Source organism: Borreliella burgdorferi B31, assembly GCF_000008685.2.
GTDB lineage: Bacteria > Spirochaetota > Spirochaetia > Borreliales > Borreliaceae > Borreliella > Borreliella burgdorferi.
Genome location: NC_001318.1, coordinates 355,478 through 374,200, shown reverse-complemented (window position 1 = coordinate 374,200; position 18,723 = coordinate 355,478). Strand labels below are relative to the sequence as shown.

Genomic DNA, 18,723 nt, shown 5'->3' with positions numbered 1-18,723 from the left:
ACTTACTTTTAATTTTAATATGATTAATAAATTATAAGGGAGAATTTTTATGTATAAAAATGGTTTTTTTAAAAACTATTTGTCATTGTTTTTAATTTTTTTAGTAATTGCTTGTACTTCAAAAGATAGCTCAAATGAATATGTTGAGGAGCAAGAAGCGGAGAACTCTTCTAAGCCTGATGATTCTAAAATAGATGAACATACTATTGGGCACGTTTTTCACGCTATGGGAGTAGTTCATTCAAAAAAGGATCGAAAAAGTTTGGGGAAAAATATAAAGGTTTTTTATTTTTCTGAAGAAGATGGACATTTTCAAACAATACCCTCAAAAGAGAATGCAAAGTTAATAGTTTATTTTTATGACAATGTTTATGCAGGAGAGGCTCCAATTAGTATCTCTGGAAAAGAAGCCTTTATTTTTGTTGGGATTACCCCTGACTTTAAAAAGATTATAAATAGCAATTTACATGGCGCTAAAAGTGATCTTATTGGTACTTTTAAAGATCTTAATATTAAAAATTCAAAATTGGAAATTACAGTTGATGAGAATAATTCAGATGCCAAGACCTTCCTTGAATCTGTTAATTACATTATCGACGGCGTTGAAAAAATTTCACCTATGTTAACGAATTAATTTATATTTTTGATTTTATAGGCTTTAATCTAAATTAAAGCCTATTTTAAAAAATCAAGCTCTCAAGTCCTTTTATTAAAATTTCTGCTGTTTTTACGTTGGTTGCAAGCGGTATTTTATGTACATCGCAAAGCCTAATAAGAGCTGACACATCTGGTTCGTGAGGCTGGCTTGTTAGGGGATCCCTAAAGAAAAATATAGCTAAGATATTTCCTTCAGCTACTTCAGCTCCAATTTGTTGATCTCCTCCCATAGGGCCTGATTTATATTTAAAAATCGTAAGATCGGTAGCTTGTTGGATTTTAGACCCCGTTGTTCCTGTTGCAATAAGCTTGAATTTAGATAAGAAGAGATAGTTTTGTTTGACAAAATTTACCAAATCTTCCTTTTTTTTATCGTGTGCAATTAATGCTATTTTTTTTTCCATTAATTTTATTCCTTTTTCAATGTAAAATAATTTTTGTTGAAATTTAATAAAATTTAGGCATAAGTATATTTTTAGATTTCACTTTTTTAGAATTTATATTGGTTCTGGTTTGTGCCATAAAAATCCTTGCCCATAGTCTATTTCTAGTTCAATTATTTTTTTTAATATTTCCTCATTATACACAAATTCGGCAATAATTTTTATATTTTTTGTATCTGCTATTTTTTTAATAGATTTTATTATTACAAAATCTATTTCACTAGAGTTTATTGCTTTTATGAAAGATCCGTCTATTTTAAGTAAGTCTATTGGTAGTGTTTTAATATATGAGAGTGATGTATGTCCGCTTCCAAAGTCATCAAGTGCTAGCTTGATTCCAAAACTTTTTAATTCTTGAAAATATTTGTTTATTATCTCAAAGTTTTCAAGAATTCCAGTTTCTGTTATTTCCAAGCATATATTTTGAAGTGGGATTTGGCTTTTCAATAAAGTATCTCTTAAAAAGATTCGAAAGTTTTGGGATTTTAGTGAATAAGGAGATATGTTAATTGAGAAAATGTGAATTCCATTTTTTGATACAAAGCTTTTGTATTCTCTTAAAGCCTTTTTAACCACCAATGTATCAACCTCAACAGTTAAATTATATTTGTCTATTAAGTTAAAAATTTGATTGTTTGGAATTGGTTTGCCCATGTGGTCAAAAAGTCTTGTCAAGATTTCTATTTTGGGCTTTAAGTTCTTTTTAAGAGGATTTATTTTTTGATAATAAAGAGTAAAAAAATCATTTTTTATTGCTTTGAGTATATATTGAAAAATTTTGTTTTGATTTTTTAAAATCACCGCTTCTGGTAGTTCTTCTTTGTATATAGTGGGATTAGATTCTTTGTATTCCGATGATATTTTTGTAGCCATCATTAATTTGGGGATTTTGAATTCTAAGTTTTCTTTTAAATTTACCTCTATTATTCCAATGTTGAACTTGAATATAATAATATCTTCTTTTTTAAATGCCAGAGCAATTGTTTTTTTGATTTTTTTGGCAATTGAGATTATTCGCTTTTCTCCGCCACTTGTGCTTATGATTACTATTAAATTGTTGTGTTTTAACTTAAAAATATATTCAGAGTATAATGACATTATTTTTGAATACATTATTTTAAGTATTTTTGCATTAAGTTTTTCTTGATCTTCTTTGTATTCATATTCTGCTGTTAGGGATACGTCTAAATTAAGTAAATATATGCTTTTTTTTTTGTAAATATCCATATGGTTTACTAGTAATTTTTCAATTTCTTTGGCATTTTGAATCTCGTCTTGCGAATCAATAATTTCTAGATATTTATAGTTTTCTATTTTATTAGAGTTTGATATTTCTTTAATTGTTATTAATTTATCGATATTGTTTTGAGCAATTGTGCTAATAAATATATCCACATGTAGTTTTTTATTATTTTTTAAAGTTAAAAGACAATCAGTTATTAATATATTTTTAAATTCAGGAATAGAATTTGTGTGATAACTTAAATTTATTTTTTCTAGCTTTTCCCAATCTCTGATATCTATGTCGGTTACTTTGATTATATTTCCAGAGGTTTTCATTGGAAGATTAAGATTTTTACTACCTTTTTCATTGATATAAATAATTTCATTTTTAGTGTTTGTGATGATTACTATTTCTTTTATGAGTTCTGATAAATTTAAAAAGAAATCCAGAGTTGTGTTTTTATTGTCGCAAAATAATTTTTTTTGATGTATTAAGCTTTGCTTATATTCTAATTCGCTTATATCTTTTATTATTTCTATGTGATCAAGTTTTAAATATTCCTCATCAAATTTTTCTTTGCTAATTATGATAGAATGGATTTTGTTTGCATTTTTTAATTCGTTTGCAATGTTTATTGAAAAATCTATTGGTTTTTCATAATTATAAATAATAGCGAATTTAATATTATTTTGTTTTACATATTCGCTGTATAAAGCTTTTTCAGATTTTACGATTTGAATTAAGTTAAAAATAGATTTAAGCTTTATGAGATCTCTAAGTCCAACTTCTTTTTTAGAGATTATAACTGAATTTATATTTTGATAATTATTGACTTTGTTCATTTTATTGGCTTGCTCTTATTTTAATTTTTGTATGCCAAGTTGGTGTTATTTTTTATTTTTTTATCTGCAATTTTTTTAGTGACTATTATCCAGATTAATCCTGAGAGCATCAGCGTTAGCGAGAGAATTTGTCCCATTGATATGTTTAAAAAAGAAAATTCGGACAGGCTTGTAATTGGCTTGTAGGTTATTATAAATCCAAGTTCTTTGTCCGGTTCTCTTAAATATTCAATAAAGAATCTGAAAAAAGCGTAAAGCATTACATATACACCAAAAATAAATCCATCATATTTTTTGATTTTTTTAAATAAAAACCATAGTAACAGAAAAGTTACAGGTCCTTCGAAAAATCCTTCAATAAGTTGAGAAGGTATTCTTGGAAGGTTGATTAGCAGGTCATGAGGCGAAATTTCAAGCCCTACTGATGATGCAAATTCTTTTACACCCGGTATATTTGTGTCAAATGGTTCTGCATTAGGGAATATTATTCCCCCTTTCATTACTCTTCCATAAAGTTCTGCATTTGCGAAATTAGCAAGTCTTCCAAGTATGTAGCCAGAAGAAAAAGCTATTGATCCATAGTCTGTTAGTTTTAGAAAATATTTTTGAACATTTGTATTTTTGAGATTTGTATTTATTGTTATTAAAGGAGCAATTATTGCCCCCAAAAAACCACCATGGATGGCCATACCTCTAAAGCCTGTAAAATTCCAATGCTGGTCGAATGGCAAAAGGATTAGCCAGGGATTAGAATAATAAATTCCCGATTTGTCGTAAACTAAGGTAGATGCTAGTCTGCCTCCTAAAATTGCTCCAAGTACAAGTGAGAACATGAATATTTCATAATCTTCTTTTTTAATATCAACGTTGTCTGATTGTATTTGATACCAAATAAACTTATAAGAGATTAGTATGATTAAAATATAAGATAGGCTATACCATGTAATTGGTATACCTTGAATTACTTCAGGATGTAACCAACTTGGGTAATTTATGTAATTTGGCATTAGACCTCCTTAGCCTTTTCAAGCTTTTCAACAAGCTTTTTTTTAAATAACATATTTTGCTTTCTTAAGGTTTCGATTTCTCTTTTCTGAGATTTTATTATATCAATAATTTCACTACTTTCTATTGTTTTGTTTTTTATCAATGATTCAAGGTATTCAATTTTTTCAATATATTCTTCTTGAGCCTCTCTTAGTACAAAATCATAACTTTCATTTAAATCTTCTTCGTTTAAAAGCTCGGCATCATTTGTTAAATCTTCAATTTCGATTAATTTTTTTGCAATTTTTTTTATACTTTTAGAAGTTGAGCTTGTAGGTTTGTATATAGTGATGGGTATTTTGCTGTTTAAAGCCTGATCAACTATTTCATCTTTATAGATTGCTCCAATACTTTGTAAATTTATGCTTAAATAGTTTTTTGCTGATTTTATTATTTTTTCGGTTTTTTCAATGTCTTTGGGAGCTTTGAGCATATTAAATATCATGAAAGGGCTAATTGTCCTAAACAATTTGTTAAATTTAGAATAATTTTCAGGATCTTCGCTTTCAAGTTTTAACAACAAATTAGGTATATAAACCCTTTGAAGATCGATTGAATTTTGTTTTATTGTTCTGAGAATTTCATTTCCTTTTGTTCCTCTTTTAAACACACTTGATAACAATCTAAATATTATATTTTTAAGAAATAAATATGCATTCATTGTAGCTGTTACTGTTGGTGTTGTTACTATTACTCCTCTTTTTGACATTAAAAAAAAGTCTATAATATTAAAAGCTGTTCCTGCTCCAAGATCAATCACTAAGTAATCATATTTTAAAGATTTTAAATTTTTTATTATGATTTTTTTTTGGGAAGCAGCTATATTAGCAAGTTCTGGAATGTCAGAATCTCCTGCAATGAAGTTTAGATTTTTAATTCCAGATTGAATAATGATGTCTGAGAAATTAATCCTTGTTTTTAAAAATGTTCCTATACTTTTTTTAGGTATAATGTTTAACATTGAGTGCAAATTAGATGCTCCGAGGTCAAGATCAACAAGCAATACGCTTTTTCCTTCGTTTGCCAGGCAAATTGCTATGTTTGTTGAAAAAAGAGATTTGCCAACTCCCCCCTTACCACTGGCTACAGGAATAATAATCAAGCTTTACTCCAGGTTTTTTATTTTTGCTTTAATTAGCACTAATATTGTTACATTAAATACTAGGTAAACTACTGTAATTCCTAAAATTATGGCTAGAGAGGTTTGATAGACGTATATTTTAAAAATAAATCCCAAGATGAATAATAATAATGTTAATATTATTTGGAATAATTTAGTTATTACTATAATGCTGTGAAGAATTTTAAATTTTTCGTAGATAAAGTAATAGGTTGTTAAATTGGCCATGAAAAATTCAGGTGAGTATAAGATAAATGTTAACATAAACTTTATGGAGTAATTATTAATGAAAATTAATTTATTAATGGCTTGATATAATAAGGCTAAGATTAAAAGGCTTTCAGTAATTTGTAAAACAACAAGTCCTGCTCTGTAAAGGCTTTGTGTTTTTTTAGGATGTGAGTTTAACATAGTTTTAAAATATTATATTATGGAAATAAAATCAAGTTTTAATTTTTGCATTAGGAATGAATAAATGAAAAATAAATTTTTAATATGTGTATATTTTTTATTGACTCTGGGTATAAGCTCTTTAGTAATTGTTGAATCTATTTTTGCTTTTGATGAATCTAATAATAAGTTATCAAGATCAAATTATGAGCAGATGATGATTCAAGCTTTTGAATTTGTAAAAGAAAATTATGTTGATCCTGTAAGTGATGAAGTAATTTTTGAAGGTGCTTTAAAAGGAATATTTCAATCCCTAGGCGATCCTTATTCTCAATATTTGACAAAAAAAGATTTAGAAGAAATTTCAAAAACAACAGTAGGAGATTATGTTGGCATTGGAATTTCTATAATAAAAAAAATGCATTCCCAAGATAAGCAAGACAAGGCAAAAGATTTTGATCCTAATAGTGCTTGTGTTTCTATTGTTACGCCTTTTGAAGGAGGTCCGGCTTATAAGGCTGGAATTAAATCTGGAGATTGTATTACCGCTGTTGATGGCAAGAGTGTTTATTCTATGGAAGTAGATCAAGTTGTTGATCTTTTAAAAGGTAAAGAAGGCACAAAAGTTAAAGTATCTATTCTTAGGGGAAAAAATTTAACATTGGATTTTGAACTTACAAGAGAGAAGATAGAAATACAAACRATCAAGTATGACGTTATTAATTCAGATATTGGCTATATAAGAATAGTAAGCTTTAATCCACACACCTCTGTAGATTTTAGAAAAGCTTTAGATAATCTTAAGAATAAAAATATTAAATCTTTAATTTTAGATTTAAGGCTTAATACCGGAGGATATTTTCAGGCAGCTATAAAAATGGCGGATGATATTTTATCTAAAGGAATTATTGTTTCCACAAAATCAAGAAATTCTAGCAAGCCTATTGATTATAAGGCAAGCTCAAAACAAGTTTTGCCTTCAAATATAAAAATTGTTGCTTTAATAGACAGATCATCAGCCTCAGCATCAGAGGTTTTTGTAGGAGCCTTAAAAGACAATAAGAGAGCATACATTATAGGGGAAAAGTCTTATGGCAAGGGGCTTATTCAGCATGTAGTTCCTTTTTATACTGGTGGATTTAAAATTACAAGCTCAAAGTATTATACTCCATCTGGAAAGAGTATTCATAAGGTTGGAATTGAGCCTGATTTGGAAATAAAATCTCCAGATTTTTCTGAGGAGGAGGCATTAATATATAAAGAAATTTTTGATAAAAAGCTGATAGAAGGTTTTTTGAAGGGTAAAAAATTCATTACCGAACAAGAGATTGATTTTTTTGTTGAGAATCTTGTAAAAGAAAATCCAAAATATAAAATTGATAAAGAATTTTTAGGCAAGTATGTGTTTTTTAATTACTATCAGGACAATAATAAAGAATTGCCAATTTATAATCTACATTATGACAAAGTTTTAAAAACAGCTTGTGAGTATTTGTCTAAATTAGGTAATTAAATTGTGAAGCAAATTGTTTTGGATGAGAATTGTTTAGCAGGTAATTTTATTATTGTTAAAGATGCAAAAATATATCACCATCTTGTTAATGTAAGACGACTTAAAAAGGGTGATAAGCTGAACATTCTTTTAAAAGATAAAGAATTAAGGGCCTCAGAAATAGTAAAGATTGGTAGTAATTTTATTAAGTTTACTACCAATAAAATAGATAAAATTGAAAAAAATAATTTTGAGATAAGTATTTTTATTTCTAGTTTAAAGGGCAGAAAAATAGATTTGGTGTTAAGACAGGTTGTTGAGATTGGAGTTTCAGAAATCAATATTATTAATGCGGATCGTTCTGTGTCGAAAATAGATATAAACAATGCATCTGCCAAAATTTTAAGATTTTCAAAAATAATAGATGAGGCCTTAAAGCAAAGTGGTAATAAAATTGTTCCTAAAATTAATTTTTATAATAATTTTTTTTATTTACCTTATTCTTTTTGTACTACCAGATATTATGTTGCTCATCCAAGTGGAATGATTTTAAGCAAGAATGAAAGTTTTGACAATTTTGGCAAAATTGGAATTATAATAGGTCCTGAAGGATGCTTTTCGGAGTCCGAAATTGTCTTTTTCAAGGAGAAAGGCTTTAATTTTGTAAGGTTTAACACTCCAATTTTACGAGCAGATACGGCTATTATTTATTCGCTTGCTTATTTTAAGGCATTGTTAGAGGATTATAATGGCTAATTTAAAAGACATATATTCAAAACCAGACAGATTTTATTTTTTAGGTGTGCCTATAGATGTTTTTGATAGTCGCAGCAGCTTATAAGCAGATTTGTCTATCTTTCAGGGCATCCTTATCATTCCAATAGTAATTTTTATCGGGCTTAAAGCTTTTCTAAAGGCTTTGATTTTTAAAAAGTTTAGAAATCACATTAAAAATTCTTCTCTTGTTTTTTTAAATTCTAAAATTGTAAGATTTTTTTATAGGATTTTTAAAAGAGTTAATATTGATTGTTATGATTCAAATACAGTTCTTCTCATTTTAATGGAAATACTAGAAAATGCCCATAAAACATGTTATATTATTGACAAGGATAAAGTGATTTCAAAGAAAAAATTTTTAAGATTGAAAGAATCTCATAAAGAAATTAGTTTTATTGGGTATTATGATTTAAAAGCTGTAAAGAGAAATAAAGAAATGTTTTTTGCAAATATTAATAAACTTACTCCTAGTGTAATAATAAGCTTTTGTAATGATAGATATCTTGAAAATTTATTTTATGAAAATAAATTTAATATTAGAACCAATTTAAGTGTTTTTTTATGAACTTTTAAATTTTAACTATCTATATTTTATGAGGTAAGTATGGCATTTTTGCTAAATCAATCAGTAGTTTATCCAATGCATGGAGTAGGTACGATTAAGGATATTAGGACTAAAGAGTTTAATGGTGAGATTATTGATTATTATGAAATACATTTTCCATTTAATGATATGATTTTTATGGTTCCTGTTGCTAAAGTTGATGATTTTGGAATTAGAGCTTTGGTTAGCAGGGAAAAGGTAGAAGAAGTTTTTGATGTTATTAAAGAGTTTGAAGGGCAAATAGATTCAAAAAAAATAAAAGATGGTGGTCATGAATTTTATAAAAAAAGCGATATTTTAGATACAGCAAAGTTATATAAGTTTTTATATAAAAAATCTACTCAAAAAGAACTTCCTTTTTACGAAAAAAGGATTTTGAATGATTTTGAGTTAATATTGGAGCACGAGATTAGCTTAGCTTTGCAAATTAGCTTTGAAGAGGCTAAAAAGAAGATTAAAAATATTTTGGTCGATAACAAAAAGGCTTAAAGTTTTTTCAATTTTCGAGGGGGGAGGATTTGCTGTGTTTGATTCTTTAAGATTGATCTTTTTAATAATTTGTAGGTTTATCTTAATATTTTGCCTTTTTTCTTTAATGTTTATATGTACATTTTATTTGAAATATAAGTTTTTGTATTTTAATTTTTCTATTTTTAGCTATAGTCTTTATTACAATGCTTATATTTATTCTTTTCCTTTGTCCCTTGTTGTTACTTTTATGAGAATATCTTGTCCCTTTTATGGAATAGTTTTAAATTCATCTAGAGAGTCTTTCTATTTTTATTGTATTATCTTTGTTCTTATTTTATTGTTTTCTTATTTAGGATTTTTAGTTAGTCATAGTTTTCATTCTTACTATATTAATAGCAATAGAAATGATAATTTTATCCTTAAAGATGAGATTGTGCATTTTTTAAATGATAAGATAATATTTTCTAGTAATAGGCCTAGAATTTATGGTTTTAATGGAGTTTTAATCGTTTCGGAGAATGACAAAGGGGATAAAGGTTTTTCTTACCAATCAAATATTTCCAATTCTAGTAAGATTGATTTTGTTGAGAATAATTTTTTAGAGCAAAAGATTTATAATAATTTTGTTGATTTTCTTTTCAGAGATTTAAAAATTTTGAATAATTTTCTACTCTCGCTAAATTATTTAAATTTAATTTTTAATATATTGGGAATTTCTTTATTGTTATTTGCTTTTTCTTATGTTTTTAATCTTATTTTTTCAAATAGTTTTGCAATATTTCTTTATCCTATTTTTATTATACTTTTTTTAAAAATTTATAATGTTTATTCAATTGAGTTTCCCAAGATTTACAATGTAATAATAGGAAAGAGCATGATCTCTGATTTTATTCCTTTTATTTTTTGTGTTTTAACTTTTTTTTCTACCTATTTATTTGGTTTTGTTTCAGAATATATTAAAATCAGCAAAGATTTGGATAATAATTTATATAAGGGTAGTTAATTCTTAAAGCTTATGAAAAGAGAAATATATGCATTTTTGAGCAATTTTATTATTTTTATGTGTTTTTTTCTAGGTTTGCTCTTTAGTTATTCATATTTTTTTGGAGAAAATTTTTTAGAAAAGCATAAATTAATAGCAACTTTTTTTGATTCTATTTTGCTTTTTTATAAGTATTTTTTTGGGTTTTTTATTTTTATTGTTTGTATTTACTTTGCTTTTTTTGTTCAGCAAGAAATAAAGATTCATTTAAAATCGCATAATGGATATTTATTTTCCAGGCTTTATGCATTTTTACTATTATTTTTTATTATAGGACTCTTTTTTACTTTTATATTTAATTTAATTTTGCCTTATATAATTGCTCAGAGAAATGAGTATAAGTTTAGTTATGATAGATATAATCTTCTTGAAAGTGAAGCAAATGAAATATCTCTTAAAATTAAACATATAGATATAAGTTTGGCTGCAAATAGATTTTTTTTATCTTCTGATTTGACAGATTCAATGAAGCAAAAGAGAAAGCATCTTGAAAATTTGATTAGAATATATGATAAAATGCGAATTATTTATGTAAATAATGAAGAGCTTTTAACAAATTATTATTTAGTGAAATCTGAATATAGTAAAATTCCAAGTTATGACGTTGATTTAGAAAAAGTTAAAAAAACTTTTTCAAAATATCCTTTGCAAAGTCTTAAAAAGCAAGATTTTTTTAATATTGTCAATGAATTTATTTCTAAAAATGATTATTATACAGCCAATTATTTTGCTTATATTGCTTATGTTGCAACAAAAGACGATAATTTTGTTGTGCTTTTAAATTTGACTTTAAAGTTTATTAATGAAAACAGGAATTTTGAAAAAGAAAAAATGCAGTTGATTTCCGAAGAAAAGCAAAAAAATTTTTTGTTTCTTAATACTGAAAAATTTAAATTAGCTTATTACGGGTTTTCGAATCTTTATAAGTTATTGCCCAGCGATAATGAAATTTTGAATTATAAAAATAAATCTCTTGAAAAGCTTAGGAAAAGATATCTTTTTTTTGATGAGATTGAAAAATATTTTGAATATTACGGAATAAACGATGTATTTTTATTGCAACCAGATTCTAAGAGAGGTTTTTATGATTATATTTATATGCAAAAAGTTGTGGCCTTTAACAATCATTCTAAAATAATAAAAAATTTTGAACTTATTAGATTTAATAATACAGGGAATGTTATATTACATATTAAAATTCCATTTGCTACTTTGAAGGGTAATTCTGTGTATCAAAATATTTTAGATAAAGACAATGAGCAGAGCGAAATTACTCTTACCAAGGTCTTTGTGTCTACGGATAGCTTTGATACAAATGTTTTAGAGGTTGTCAAAATTAATGAGAATGTAGAAAATTTAGCTTTATTTTCAAATTTTACTGAGTTTGGATTTTTTTTAAAAATTCAAAATTTGCCAAGCGCTTTTCATAGGGTTGCTATATTAAATTTGAAATTAATTAATACTTTTTCCTTAAGTTTGGTTTTGCTGATTTCTCCTATTTCGCTAGTTTTAATAGGGGCATTTTTTATCTCTTTGTTTTCTAAAATAGAATTTAATTTCAATTCCAAGGCTATGATTTTTCTAGTTTCATTAATGATAGCTATTTTCTCAGGGATTACTTGTCTTTTTGTAAATTATTTTCTAATTGTTTTTACCTCTCTTCTTATATATGTTTTTAATAGCGTTTACGTATCTTTAGCTATTCTTTCTGCATTATTGTTTTTTCTTATTTTTAAAATAATTACTTTGAATTACAAGGAAAGACTTATTTAATTTTTATTTTTTTTTAGATTATTAGCTTTAGAGAAAAACCATTCATTTATTAGTAAGTTTTCTTTTTCAATTGTTTTTTTGCTTAATACATAGGAATGGCTATTGATTTGAGTTTCGTCAATAATAAAAGGAGATATTCCATCAATTGAATGTTTTATTTTTAAATTTAATTCTTTGTAAGGGGTAAAACCATTGGCAAATCCAAAACATATATTTGATTGGGATTGATTGTTAAATCCAATTAGGGTTTTTTGAGTTTTTTTATACAATATCCAGTTGATAAATTTTTTAGTTAAAACAGATGTTTCTAAAATGCCAATAAAATTTGGGTTTGAGATAACAATTTCATTGTTATCGTTTATTAAATAGGAAAATTTTATTTGTGACTTCTCTTGTTCGCTTAAGCTATTGTAGAAGGTTATATCGCTCAATCCTGCTATTAAAAGAGATTTTTTATTAAGCAATATTTTATTTAACTTTAGGTAGCCGTATTTATTAAAGAAATCTTTTTGCAAGTCCATTTGTTTTGTATTTAAAAATGATGAGAAATATTCTAGCATTTTTAAAATTTGATTCTCATTATAATTTAATTTATTTTTTTCAAAAGAAAATCTCACATTATTTATTTGAGAAATCACATAAAATAAATTTTCAGAAACATAAGGCGATATAAAAAATTTTCCATCTTTAATGAAATTTTCGTATTCTTCTTTTAGATATTTAGTGTTTATGTATTTTTTAATATGATGTGTATTTTTATAGATTAAAATAGGAATGTCAAAGCCCAATGGAATAATTTTGTAGTTAAATTGCTTGAAAATATGCTTTAAGATAGGATAATCTGGATTATAATTGATTTTTACAGATTTAAAATGGTTAGCAATATTTGTGTTACCAATGTTTTTAGAAATAATTATTTGTGCATTTTCTTTTTCTATTGTTTGCAGATCAATATTATTTCTAAACTTAATTATAAAATTTGCTTTATTTTCTATATTAAATTGATTTATATAAAATGGTATTGTTTTATTGTCAGTTAGTACAACGATGTTCTTATTTGTTGAACAGCTAGGGCTAATTAATAAAATTGCTATTAGTATTAAATTTTTTATTCTCATAAAATTATTCAAGTTTTTTCTTTTATTTTACAATAAATTATGTATAATTTTTATAGTTATATTAATTTCCATGCTTAATTGGAAATTAGAGTAAGGTGGCTTAAGAGCTTTTAGGGGGATGATGAATTTGGGTTTATTTGATTTTATACTTTCTATGTTTAGTATTAATAAAGAACTTACTTCTGAGCAAATAAAGCAAAAAAGGTTAAAAGAAGTTAAAGTTAGTTTAGGCAGAGTAAGTAATTTTTTTAATGCTTCAAAAATTCAGGCTTTACCTCAATTTTCTAGATTTCTTTATAATTTTTATAAAATTTTTTCTCCCTTAAGGCCATTTGCACAAAGATATAAAAATTCTAATAAAATTGTTCATTTTGTTGTTGAAAAATACTTAAATGAAAACCAAAAGAAGTCTTTAGATTATATTTATTCTTTTTCTGCAAGCGATAACATAAATTTTGCCTCAGATCTTCCTAAAAACTTACATAATAATTTATCTTATTTGTTTAAAAACATAACTCAAGAACAAATTAAATTGATAGATGAAACTTATGAAGCTTTGCATAATTTTTTTGATTTAGTCTTATATCAATATCATTTGGTTCTTAAAAATTTTGACAACTTGCTTCCAGAAGATGATTTTGTGTATAGGCCTAGATTCAGCTCTATAGGTTGTGGAGTTATTATAGATGATCTTAAAGATTTGTTAGAATGTATTTCTTGCATTAAGAATATTTCTATTTGGAAAAACCTTTATGACATTATTTTAGAAATTTATGGGAATAAAGAAGATTTTCCTATTAAGTCTAATGTATGGATTAAGGTTATTTCTTCTATTTTGGATATAAATAAGAGTAAAGAAATTTTATATCTAATAAGATATGTTAGTGGGGATCCAGATTATTTCCCTATTTCTGTTGGGCAAAAACCCAATCCAATAGCAAGAATGTTTTTTAATGATCTTACTAAGCATGTTGCCACTGAAATTGAAAAGATTAAAGTTTTGCAAAAAAATAATAAATCTAAAATATTAGCCGAGCAGCTTTTCCCAGGAATATCTTTTTTAAATTTGGATAATTATAATGAAAAAATGAATGAAAAGATTGTATCTAAAATTATGAGCACTACGGGGTATATTTATTGCGAACTTTTAGTTTATTTGAGAACATATACTATTTATTTTGTTAAAAAAGATCTTAATGATATTATTAATTTACTTATTATTAAAGGACAATGGAAGCTTATAGAGCTTTCAAGAGAAATGTCTAACGACATGCATGCTTTGATTAATATTTATGCAAGTCTTATTGATTTTGATTCTAATTTGGGGGAACAAGGCGGTTATGGCAATAGAATAAATGCATTATTGCACAGAGCTTCTTTGGGGGATAAATCTTCGGAGAAATTGTTGTTAAATATAATAGCAGATGTTAATAAAAAGGCGTTTGCTATATCAAGCGAATATTATTCCAAAATATATTCTATTGAGCAGCGTTTGCAAGATTGTCTTTCAGACTATTCAAAAGTCTCTTTGGAAAGAGAGCTGATTTATAATTGGAAAGAGCTTGATATGGATCTTGCTAAAAGCTATGGAAACAATTTAAACTTTGGAGGTATGATGAAAAATATTTTGGGTAGTTTAGCTTTATTTTTAAAGTTAATGGATTTATATTTGGAGAAAAAATCTTAATTTGAAGGAGTGTTAAAATGGCTAGGAAGTGTGAGATAACAGGAAAAAAAACTATGTTTGGAAACAATGTTCCAAGGAAAGGGCTTGCCAAGAAAAAAGGTGGAGCTGGACAACATATTGGAGTAAAAACCAAAAGAACCTTTAAGGTTAATTTAATAAATAAAAAATTTTTTATTCCAAATCTTGGAAGAAGTGTTAGTATTAAGGTTTCTGCTAATGCGCTAAGAAGTATTTCAAAGATAGGGCTTGATGCTTTTTTAAAGAAAAACTGCAAAAAAATAGAAAACTTTTTATAAATTTTAGTTTTGATAATTTTATCTTATTAGAATACTGTTTGATATCAAGTATTCTGGGGAGTTAAATGTTATTTTTGAGTCTGTAAATTCGAAATGTTTAAAAAGGCTTGAAATGGTCATGATTGCATTTATATTTTCCGGAAATATTTTTTTTGATTTATAGTTTTCTAGTATTAGGTTAAGATTAGGCAATTTTTTTTCAAGAAGGATATGCTTTAAATTTTCTTCAAACTTTAAGGCTTTTTTTATATTTGTAGATTTTGAAATAAAGCAAGATAGAAAAATAAATGAATTTTCTTCTCTGTTTATAAAAGGTTTTAAAAACTCGCAAAATTTTAGTAAATGTTTATTGCAAGTTTTTCCAAAAATTATTGGAATTATTTTTATGTTTTCCTTTATGTTGCTAATAAAATTCAATGTAATTTCAATTTTATGATCATTTTCGATTAATTTATCGTCTATATTAATAAAATTTAAGGTTTTTAATAATTTTAATATCTTTAGGTTTACTTTAATATTTTTATTAAAAATTTTCCACACATTGTGATTGGATATATTAATTAAAAAATTGCTTTTGGCCTCAGAGATTATAAATACATTATTAGTTTGATTTGATATTATTTTTTTAAACAAGCATTCATTTTTTAAAAAAAACTCATAGCTCCCATAACTTGTTAGGAGGGCTTTGTGAGTTTTTTTTTCTTCCAACTTAAATGACAAGTCGTTTGTATTATCTGAATAAAATATGTTTTCAACCAAGGAGTTTCTAGCTTGCTTTATATATTTCGTCCTTTGATTGCATCTTCTACTGTGTTTATTTCCATAAATTCTGTTCCTTTTTCAATATTTCTATTTGGATTTCCAGAAATAATTATTACAGTATCTTTGTCATTAACAACACCTTGTTCTTTTAACATTTTAAGAGAAGTTACTACAAATTCGGTAGTTCTTTTGAAATTATTGTCTACAAGATTAGAATAAACCCCGTAAGATAATGCTAATTCTCTTGCTAGTCTTTCGCTATTTGTTGTAATGAATAATGGAACACTTGCTCTGTAGGTTGCCATTATTCTTGCGGTTTTGCCTTTTAGAGAATCTACAATAATTGCTTTTATGTCCATAAGTTTTGTGGCATCAATTGCACATTTGATAATATAGTTTCTTGTGATACTTTTATCGTAAAAAAGTTCATCCTTATATAAGGTCATTTTTCTGTGTTTTTCAACTTTTTTAGCAATGCTTGTCATCATTTTTACAGCTTCAATTGGATATTTCCCGTAGGCGGTTTCTCCGGATAACATAATTGCGTCTGTGCCGTTTAAAATAGCGTTAGCGATGTCAGACACTTCTGCTCTAGTAGGTCTTGGATTTTCAATCATTGTATGAAGCATTTGAGTTGCTGTAATCACGGGTATTCCATACTTTATACAGGTTTGTGTTATTTTAAGTTGAGCAATGGGTACATCTTCTGCAGGAATTTCAACTCCCATGTCTCCCCTTGCAACCATTATTCCGTAAGAAGCTTTTGCAATTTCTTCAATGTTGTCAATTCCCTCTTGATTTTCGATTTTGGATATAATTTTTACATCAGGATTTCCAGAGGCAGTTAAAATTTCTTGAACATCTTGAACGTCTTTGGAATGTCTTACAAACGAATGGGCAATAAAATCAACATTATATTTTGCTGCAAGCTCAATAAATCCTTTGTCTTTTTCGGTTACTGATTGTAGCTTAAGAGAAATTCCGGGGGTATTGATTGATTTTTTATTTTTAATTTGGCCGTCATTTTTAATTTCACAAATTAATCTGTCAGGCAATTTGGCAACAACAGTCATTTCAAGTTCACCGTCATCAATTAGCACTTTAGATCCTTGGGGTACTTCTTTAACAAATCCATCATAATTGGTTTGAAAGTTATTAGGCTCATTAATAGGCGAGGTTGAAATGATTACCTTGTCTCCAGTTTTTACAATAATAGGATTTTCAATATTTGCTGTTCTAACTTCTGGTCCTTTTGTATCAATCATTAAAGCTATTTTATTTGAAATTTTTCTAACATTGTCTATTACTTTTATTGTATCTTCGTGTGATTGATGAGCAGTATTTAGTCTTATAACATTTACCCCTGCATCGTGTAAATCTTTTATATGTTCTGGTTCGCATCTAAGATCAGATATTGTTGCTACAATTTTTGTTAACTTTGAAATCATAAAGTTCTTCCTCCACTTTTATAAATTTTATGCTTTTTGTCATTGAATAACAATATTTTGTAAAAAATTCAAAACTTTACTTTGCTATAAGCAGTGTTTAGGTTTGATTTTTTATTTTTTTTATTAGATTTTCATCTAGCTTAATATGTAAATTTTTTTCTGCTTTTGGAATTACAAGGCCCAGCTTTTTATTTTTAACTCTTCTTAAATTTTTAACTTGAGTGTAGTAAAGATCGGCTTTTCCCGATTTTTTTGCTAATTTTGTGTAAAATACGCATAAATTACCAGCACCTAAAAGGACATCAAGGCTAGGAGTTTTATTTTTTTGATTTTTAATAAAAACATAAGCTCCAGGATAATCTCTTGTATGAAGCCAATAGTCATTTCCTTTAACGCAATGTCTTAAAAGTTTATCGTTTTCTTTTGCGTTTCTTCCAATAAGAATTTCAAATCCACAATAGGTAAAATGCAAGCCTATTTTTGGCGTTTTTTCTTTTTCTTTAATAGCAGTTTTTTCTTGATTATATTCTTCTTCCGGAATTAAATTTTCGACTTTTAACATTGTTATTTTTGATTGAATTAAATTAAATTTATCTAGATTATCTTTTAATTGATTTTGTATGGTTTTGAAAGAATTTTTGCCCTTTTTATATGCTTTAAAATATTGCAAGGCATTTTCTTTTGGTGATAATGATTGGTTTAAGGATATTTTAATTTTTTCTTCTTTATAATTTAAGAGGTTTATTTCTTTAATCCCTTTTTGTATTTTGTTAATATTTAATAAAATCAATTCGCCTTTTTCCTTTTCGTTTTCAATGTTTTCAAGCAGTTTAATTTGTTGTTTTAAAGAGTCTATTCTTTTTTCTAAAACAATTAACTCTTTTTTATATTTTTCAATAAGCAATTCTTTTATATTGGTTTTTTTAATTTGATCATTAAGCGATTCGTAGTAATTTTCAAGAAATTCAGAATAAGATGTATAGCTGGTATTATTATATTCTTCCTTTAGTTCCATAATTTTTTTATCAGACATTTTATTGCTTTCATGTATTTCTTTAGCTTTTAAAAAGATTTCACCTGTTGTTTCTTTTATTTTTGGCCTTCTGTAATATGCATCTAGTATTTTAAAGTTTGAATTTGTAGCTATTATATTGGGCGAGGATGGCCACAATTTAATAAATAAGATAATCATATCTTTTTGCAAAATCTCAAGAGAAATGATTCTTTCATTTTTCATTTGGAAAGCTTTTATAATTTTTCCATTTTGAATTTTTGATTTTAAGAAGTCAGAAAATCTTAATTTTAAAGCATTCTTTTTGAAATTTTTTTTTGTTATATGGAATCTTGTAGTGTTTGGATTTAAGCAGATTAGTATTTTAAATTTTTTATTGTCAATTTTATTGTAAATCTCTAAAACCAAACTTTTGTAATCCGGTTGTATTATTTTTGTTATTAAAGAGTTTGTGAAAGGAATTTCTTTAATCAAAGTATTTATTTCAGTGTAATTCAAAGACATTTTTATCAAATCC

17 protein-coding genes and 1 pseudogene are annotated in these 18,723 nt (G+C 26.2%); 9 read left to right on the top strand and 9 right to left on the bottom strand.

Features of this window, described 5'->3' with window-relative positions; translation table 11 throughout:
* Positions 1–49 precede the first annotated feature (49 nt).
* Entirely contained in the window at positions 50–634 is a 585-nt protein-coding gene (gene p22 / locus BB_RS01795; RefSeq protein ID WP_002657819.1) for a lipoprotein P22, read from the top strand.
* 46 nt (positions 635–680) lie between these two features.
* Here p22 and mgsA read toward each other — a convergent pair whose 3' ends face one another.
* The 5 genes from mgsA to BB_RS07970 form a co-directional block, all read right to left on the bottom strand.
* A complete protein-coding gene (gene mgsA / locus BB_RS01790; RefSeq protein ID WP_002657078.1) occupies positions 681–1,061 on the bottom strand; it encodes a methylglyoxal synthase in 381 nt (126 codons plus the stop codon).
* 93 nt (positions 1,062–1,154) lie between these two features.
* Positions 1,155–3,167: a cyclic di-GMP phosphodiesterase PdeA gene (gene pdeA / locus BB_RS01785; protein WP_002665233.1), complete on the bottom strand. Its 2,013-nt coding sequence runs from the start codon at positions 3,165–3,167 to the stop codon at positions 1,155–1,157.
* A 20-nt stretch (positions 3,168–3,187) separates the two neighbouring features.
* The gene (lgt, locus tag BB_RS01780; protein ID WP_010889735.1) at positions 3,188–4,174 is read right to left on the bottom strand and encodes a prolipoprotein diacylglyceryl transferase; all 987 of its coding nucleotides are present in this window, start codon (positions 4,172–4,174) and stop codon (positions 3,188–3,190) included.
* Positions 4,174–5,316: a MinD/ParA family protein gene (locus tag BB_RS01775; RefSeq protein ID WP_002657813.1), complete on the bottom strand. Its 1,143-nt coding sequence runs from the start codon at positions 5,314–5,316 to the stop codon at positions 4,174–4,176. The genes lgt and BB_RS01775 overlap by 1 nt, the downstream gene beginning before the upstream one ends.
* A gap of 3 nt (positions 5,317–5,319) precedes the next feature.
* The gene (locus tag BB_RS07970; protein ID WP_010889734.1) at positions 5,320–5,745 is read right to left on the bottom strand and encodes a hypothetical protein; all 426 of its coding nucleotides are present in this window, start codon (positions 5,743–5,745) and stop codon (positions 5,320–5,322) included.
* A 64-nt stretch (positions 5,746–5,809) separates the two neighbouring features.
* On the opposite strand from BB_RS07970, the gene BB_RS01765 reads away from it, so the two are divergent.
* The 6 genes and pseudogenes from BB_RS01765 (at position 5,810) to BB_RS01740 (ending at position 11,883) form a co-directional block, all read left to right on the top strand.
* Positions 5,810–7,237, top strand: a complete 1,428-nt coding sequence (locus BB_RS01765) for a S41 family peptidase (protein WP_023003289.1) — start codon at positions 5,810–5,812, stop codon at positions 7,235–7,237.
* A gap of 3 nt (positions 7,238–7,240) precedes the next feature.
* Positions 7,241–7,972, top strand: coding sequence for a 16S rRNA (uracil(1498)-N(3))-methyltransferase (locus tag BB_RS01760; RefSeq protein WP_010889733.1), 732 nt, complete (start codon positions 7,241–7,243; stop codon positions 7,970–7,972).
* Positions 7,965–8,558, top strand: a pseudogene (locus tag BB_RS01755) (hypothetical protein). Before BB_RS01760 ends, BB_RS01755 begins: the two are co-directional and overlap by 8 nt.
* A gap of 39 nt (positions 8,559–8,597) precedes the next feature.
* Positions 8,598–9,086, top strand: a complete 489-nt coding sequence (locus tag BB_RS01750) for a CarD family transcriptional regulator (protein ID WP_002656642.1) — start codon at positions 8,598–8,600, stop codon at positions 9,084–9,086.
* A gap of 34 nt (positions 9,087–9,120) precedes the next feature.
* Positions 9,121–10,071, top strand: coding sequence for a hypothetical protein (locus BB_RS01745; RefSeq protein ID WP_002663410.1), 951 nt, complete (start codon positions 9,121–9,123; stop codon positions 10,069–10,071).
* 12 nt (positions 10,072–10,083) lie between these two features.
* On the top strand, positions 10,084–11,883 hold the full coding sequence (locus BB_RS01740) for a hypothetical protein (RefSeq protein ID WP_002657807.1): 1,800 nt from the start codon (positions 10,084–10,086) through the stop codon (positions 11,881–11,883).
* Here BB_RS01740 and BB_RS01735 read toward each other — a convergent pair.
* The gene (locus BB_RS01735; protein WP_002665356.1) at positions 11,880–13,013 is read right to left on the bottom strand and encodes a hypothetical protein; all 1,134 of its coding nucleotides are present in this window, start codon (positions 13,011–13,013) and stop codon (positions 11,880–11,882) included. The two genes, BB_RS01740 and BB_RS01735, sit on opposite strands and share 4 nt — an antisense overlap.
* Positions 13,014–13,122: 109 nt before the next feature.
* On the opposite strand from BB_RS01735, the gene BB_RS01730 reads away from it, so the two are divergent.
* Together BB_RS01730 and rpmB are read left to right on the top strand one after the other, a co-directional pair.
* Positions 13,123–14,688 carry a hypothetical protein gene (locus BB_RS01730; RefSeq protein WP_002657803.1) on the top strand — a complete coding sequence of 522 codons (1,566 nt, stop codon included), beginning with the start codon at positions 13,123–13,125 and terminating at the stop codon, positions 14,686–14,688.
* A 17-nt stretch (positions 14,689–14,705) separates the two neighbouring features.
* The gene (gene rpmB, locus BB_RS01725; protein ID WP_002556947.1) at positions 14,706–14,984 is read left to right on the top strand and encodes a 50S ribosomal protein L28; all 279 of its coding nucleotides are present in this window, start codon (positions 14,706–14,708) and stop codon (positions 14,982–14,984) included.
* A gap of 18 nt (positions 14,985–15,002) precedes the next feature.
* On the opposite strand, the gene amrB is transcribed toward rpmB, so the two are convergent.
* From amrB to BB_RS01710, 3 genes are all read right to left on the bottom strand, one after another.
* Positions 15,003–15,743 (bottom strand): AmmeMemoRadiSam system protein B, encoded by a 741-nt coding sequence (amrB, locus tag BB_RS01720; RefSeq protein WP_002657801.1) that lies wholly within the window; start codon positions 15,741–15,743, stop codon positions 15,003–15,005.
* Between the two features lie 17 nt (positions 15,744–15,760).
* Positions 15,761–17,194 (bottom strand): pyruvate kinase, encoded by a 1,434-nt coding sequence (pyk, locus tag BB_RS01715; RefSeq protein ID WP_002661716.1) that lies wholly within the window; start codon positions 17,192–17,194, stop codon positions 15,761–15,763.
* Between the two features lie 97 nt (positions 17,195–17,291).
* Positions 17,292–18,710 (bottom strand): NFACT RNA binding domain-containing protein, encoded by a 1,419-nt coding sequence (locus BB_RS01710; protein WP_002665247.1) that lies wholly within the window; start codon positions 18,708–18,710, stop codon positions 17,292–17,294.
* Between the last annotated feature and the right edge of the window lie 13 nt (positions 18,711–18,723).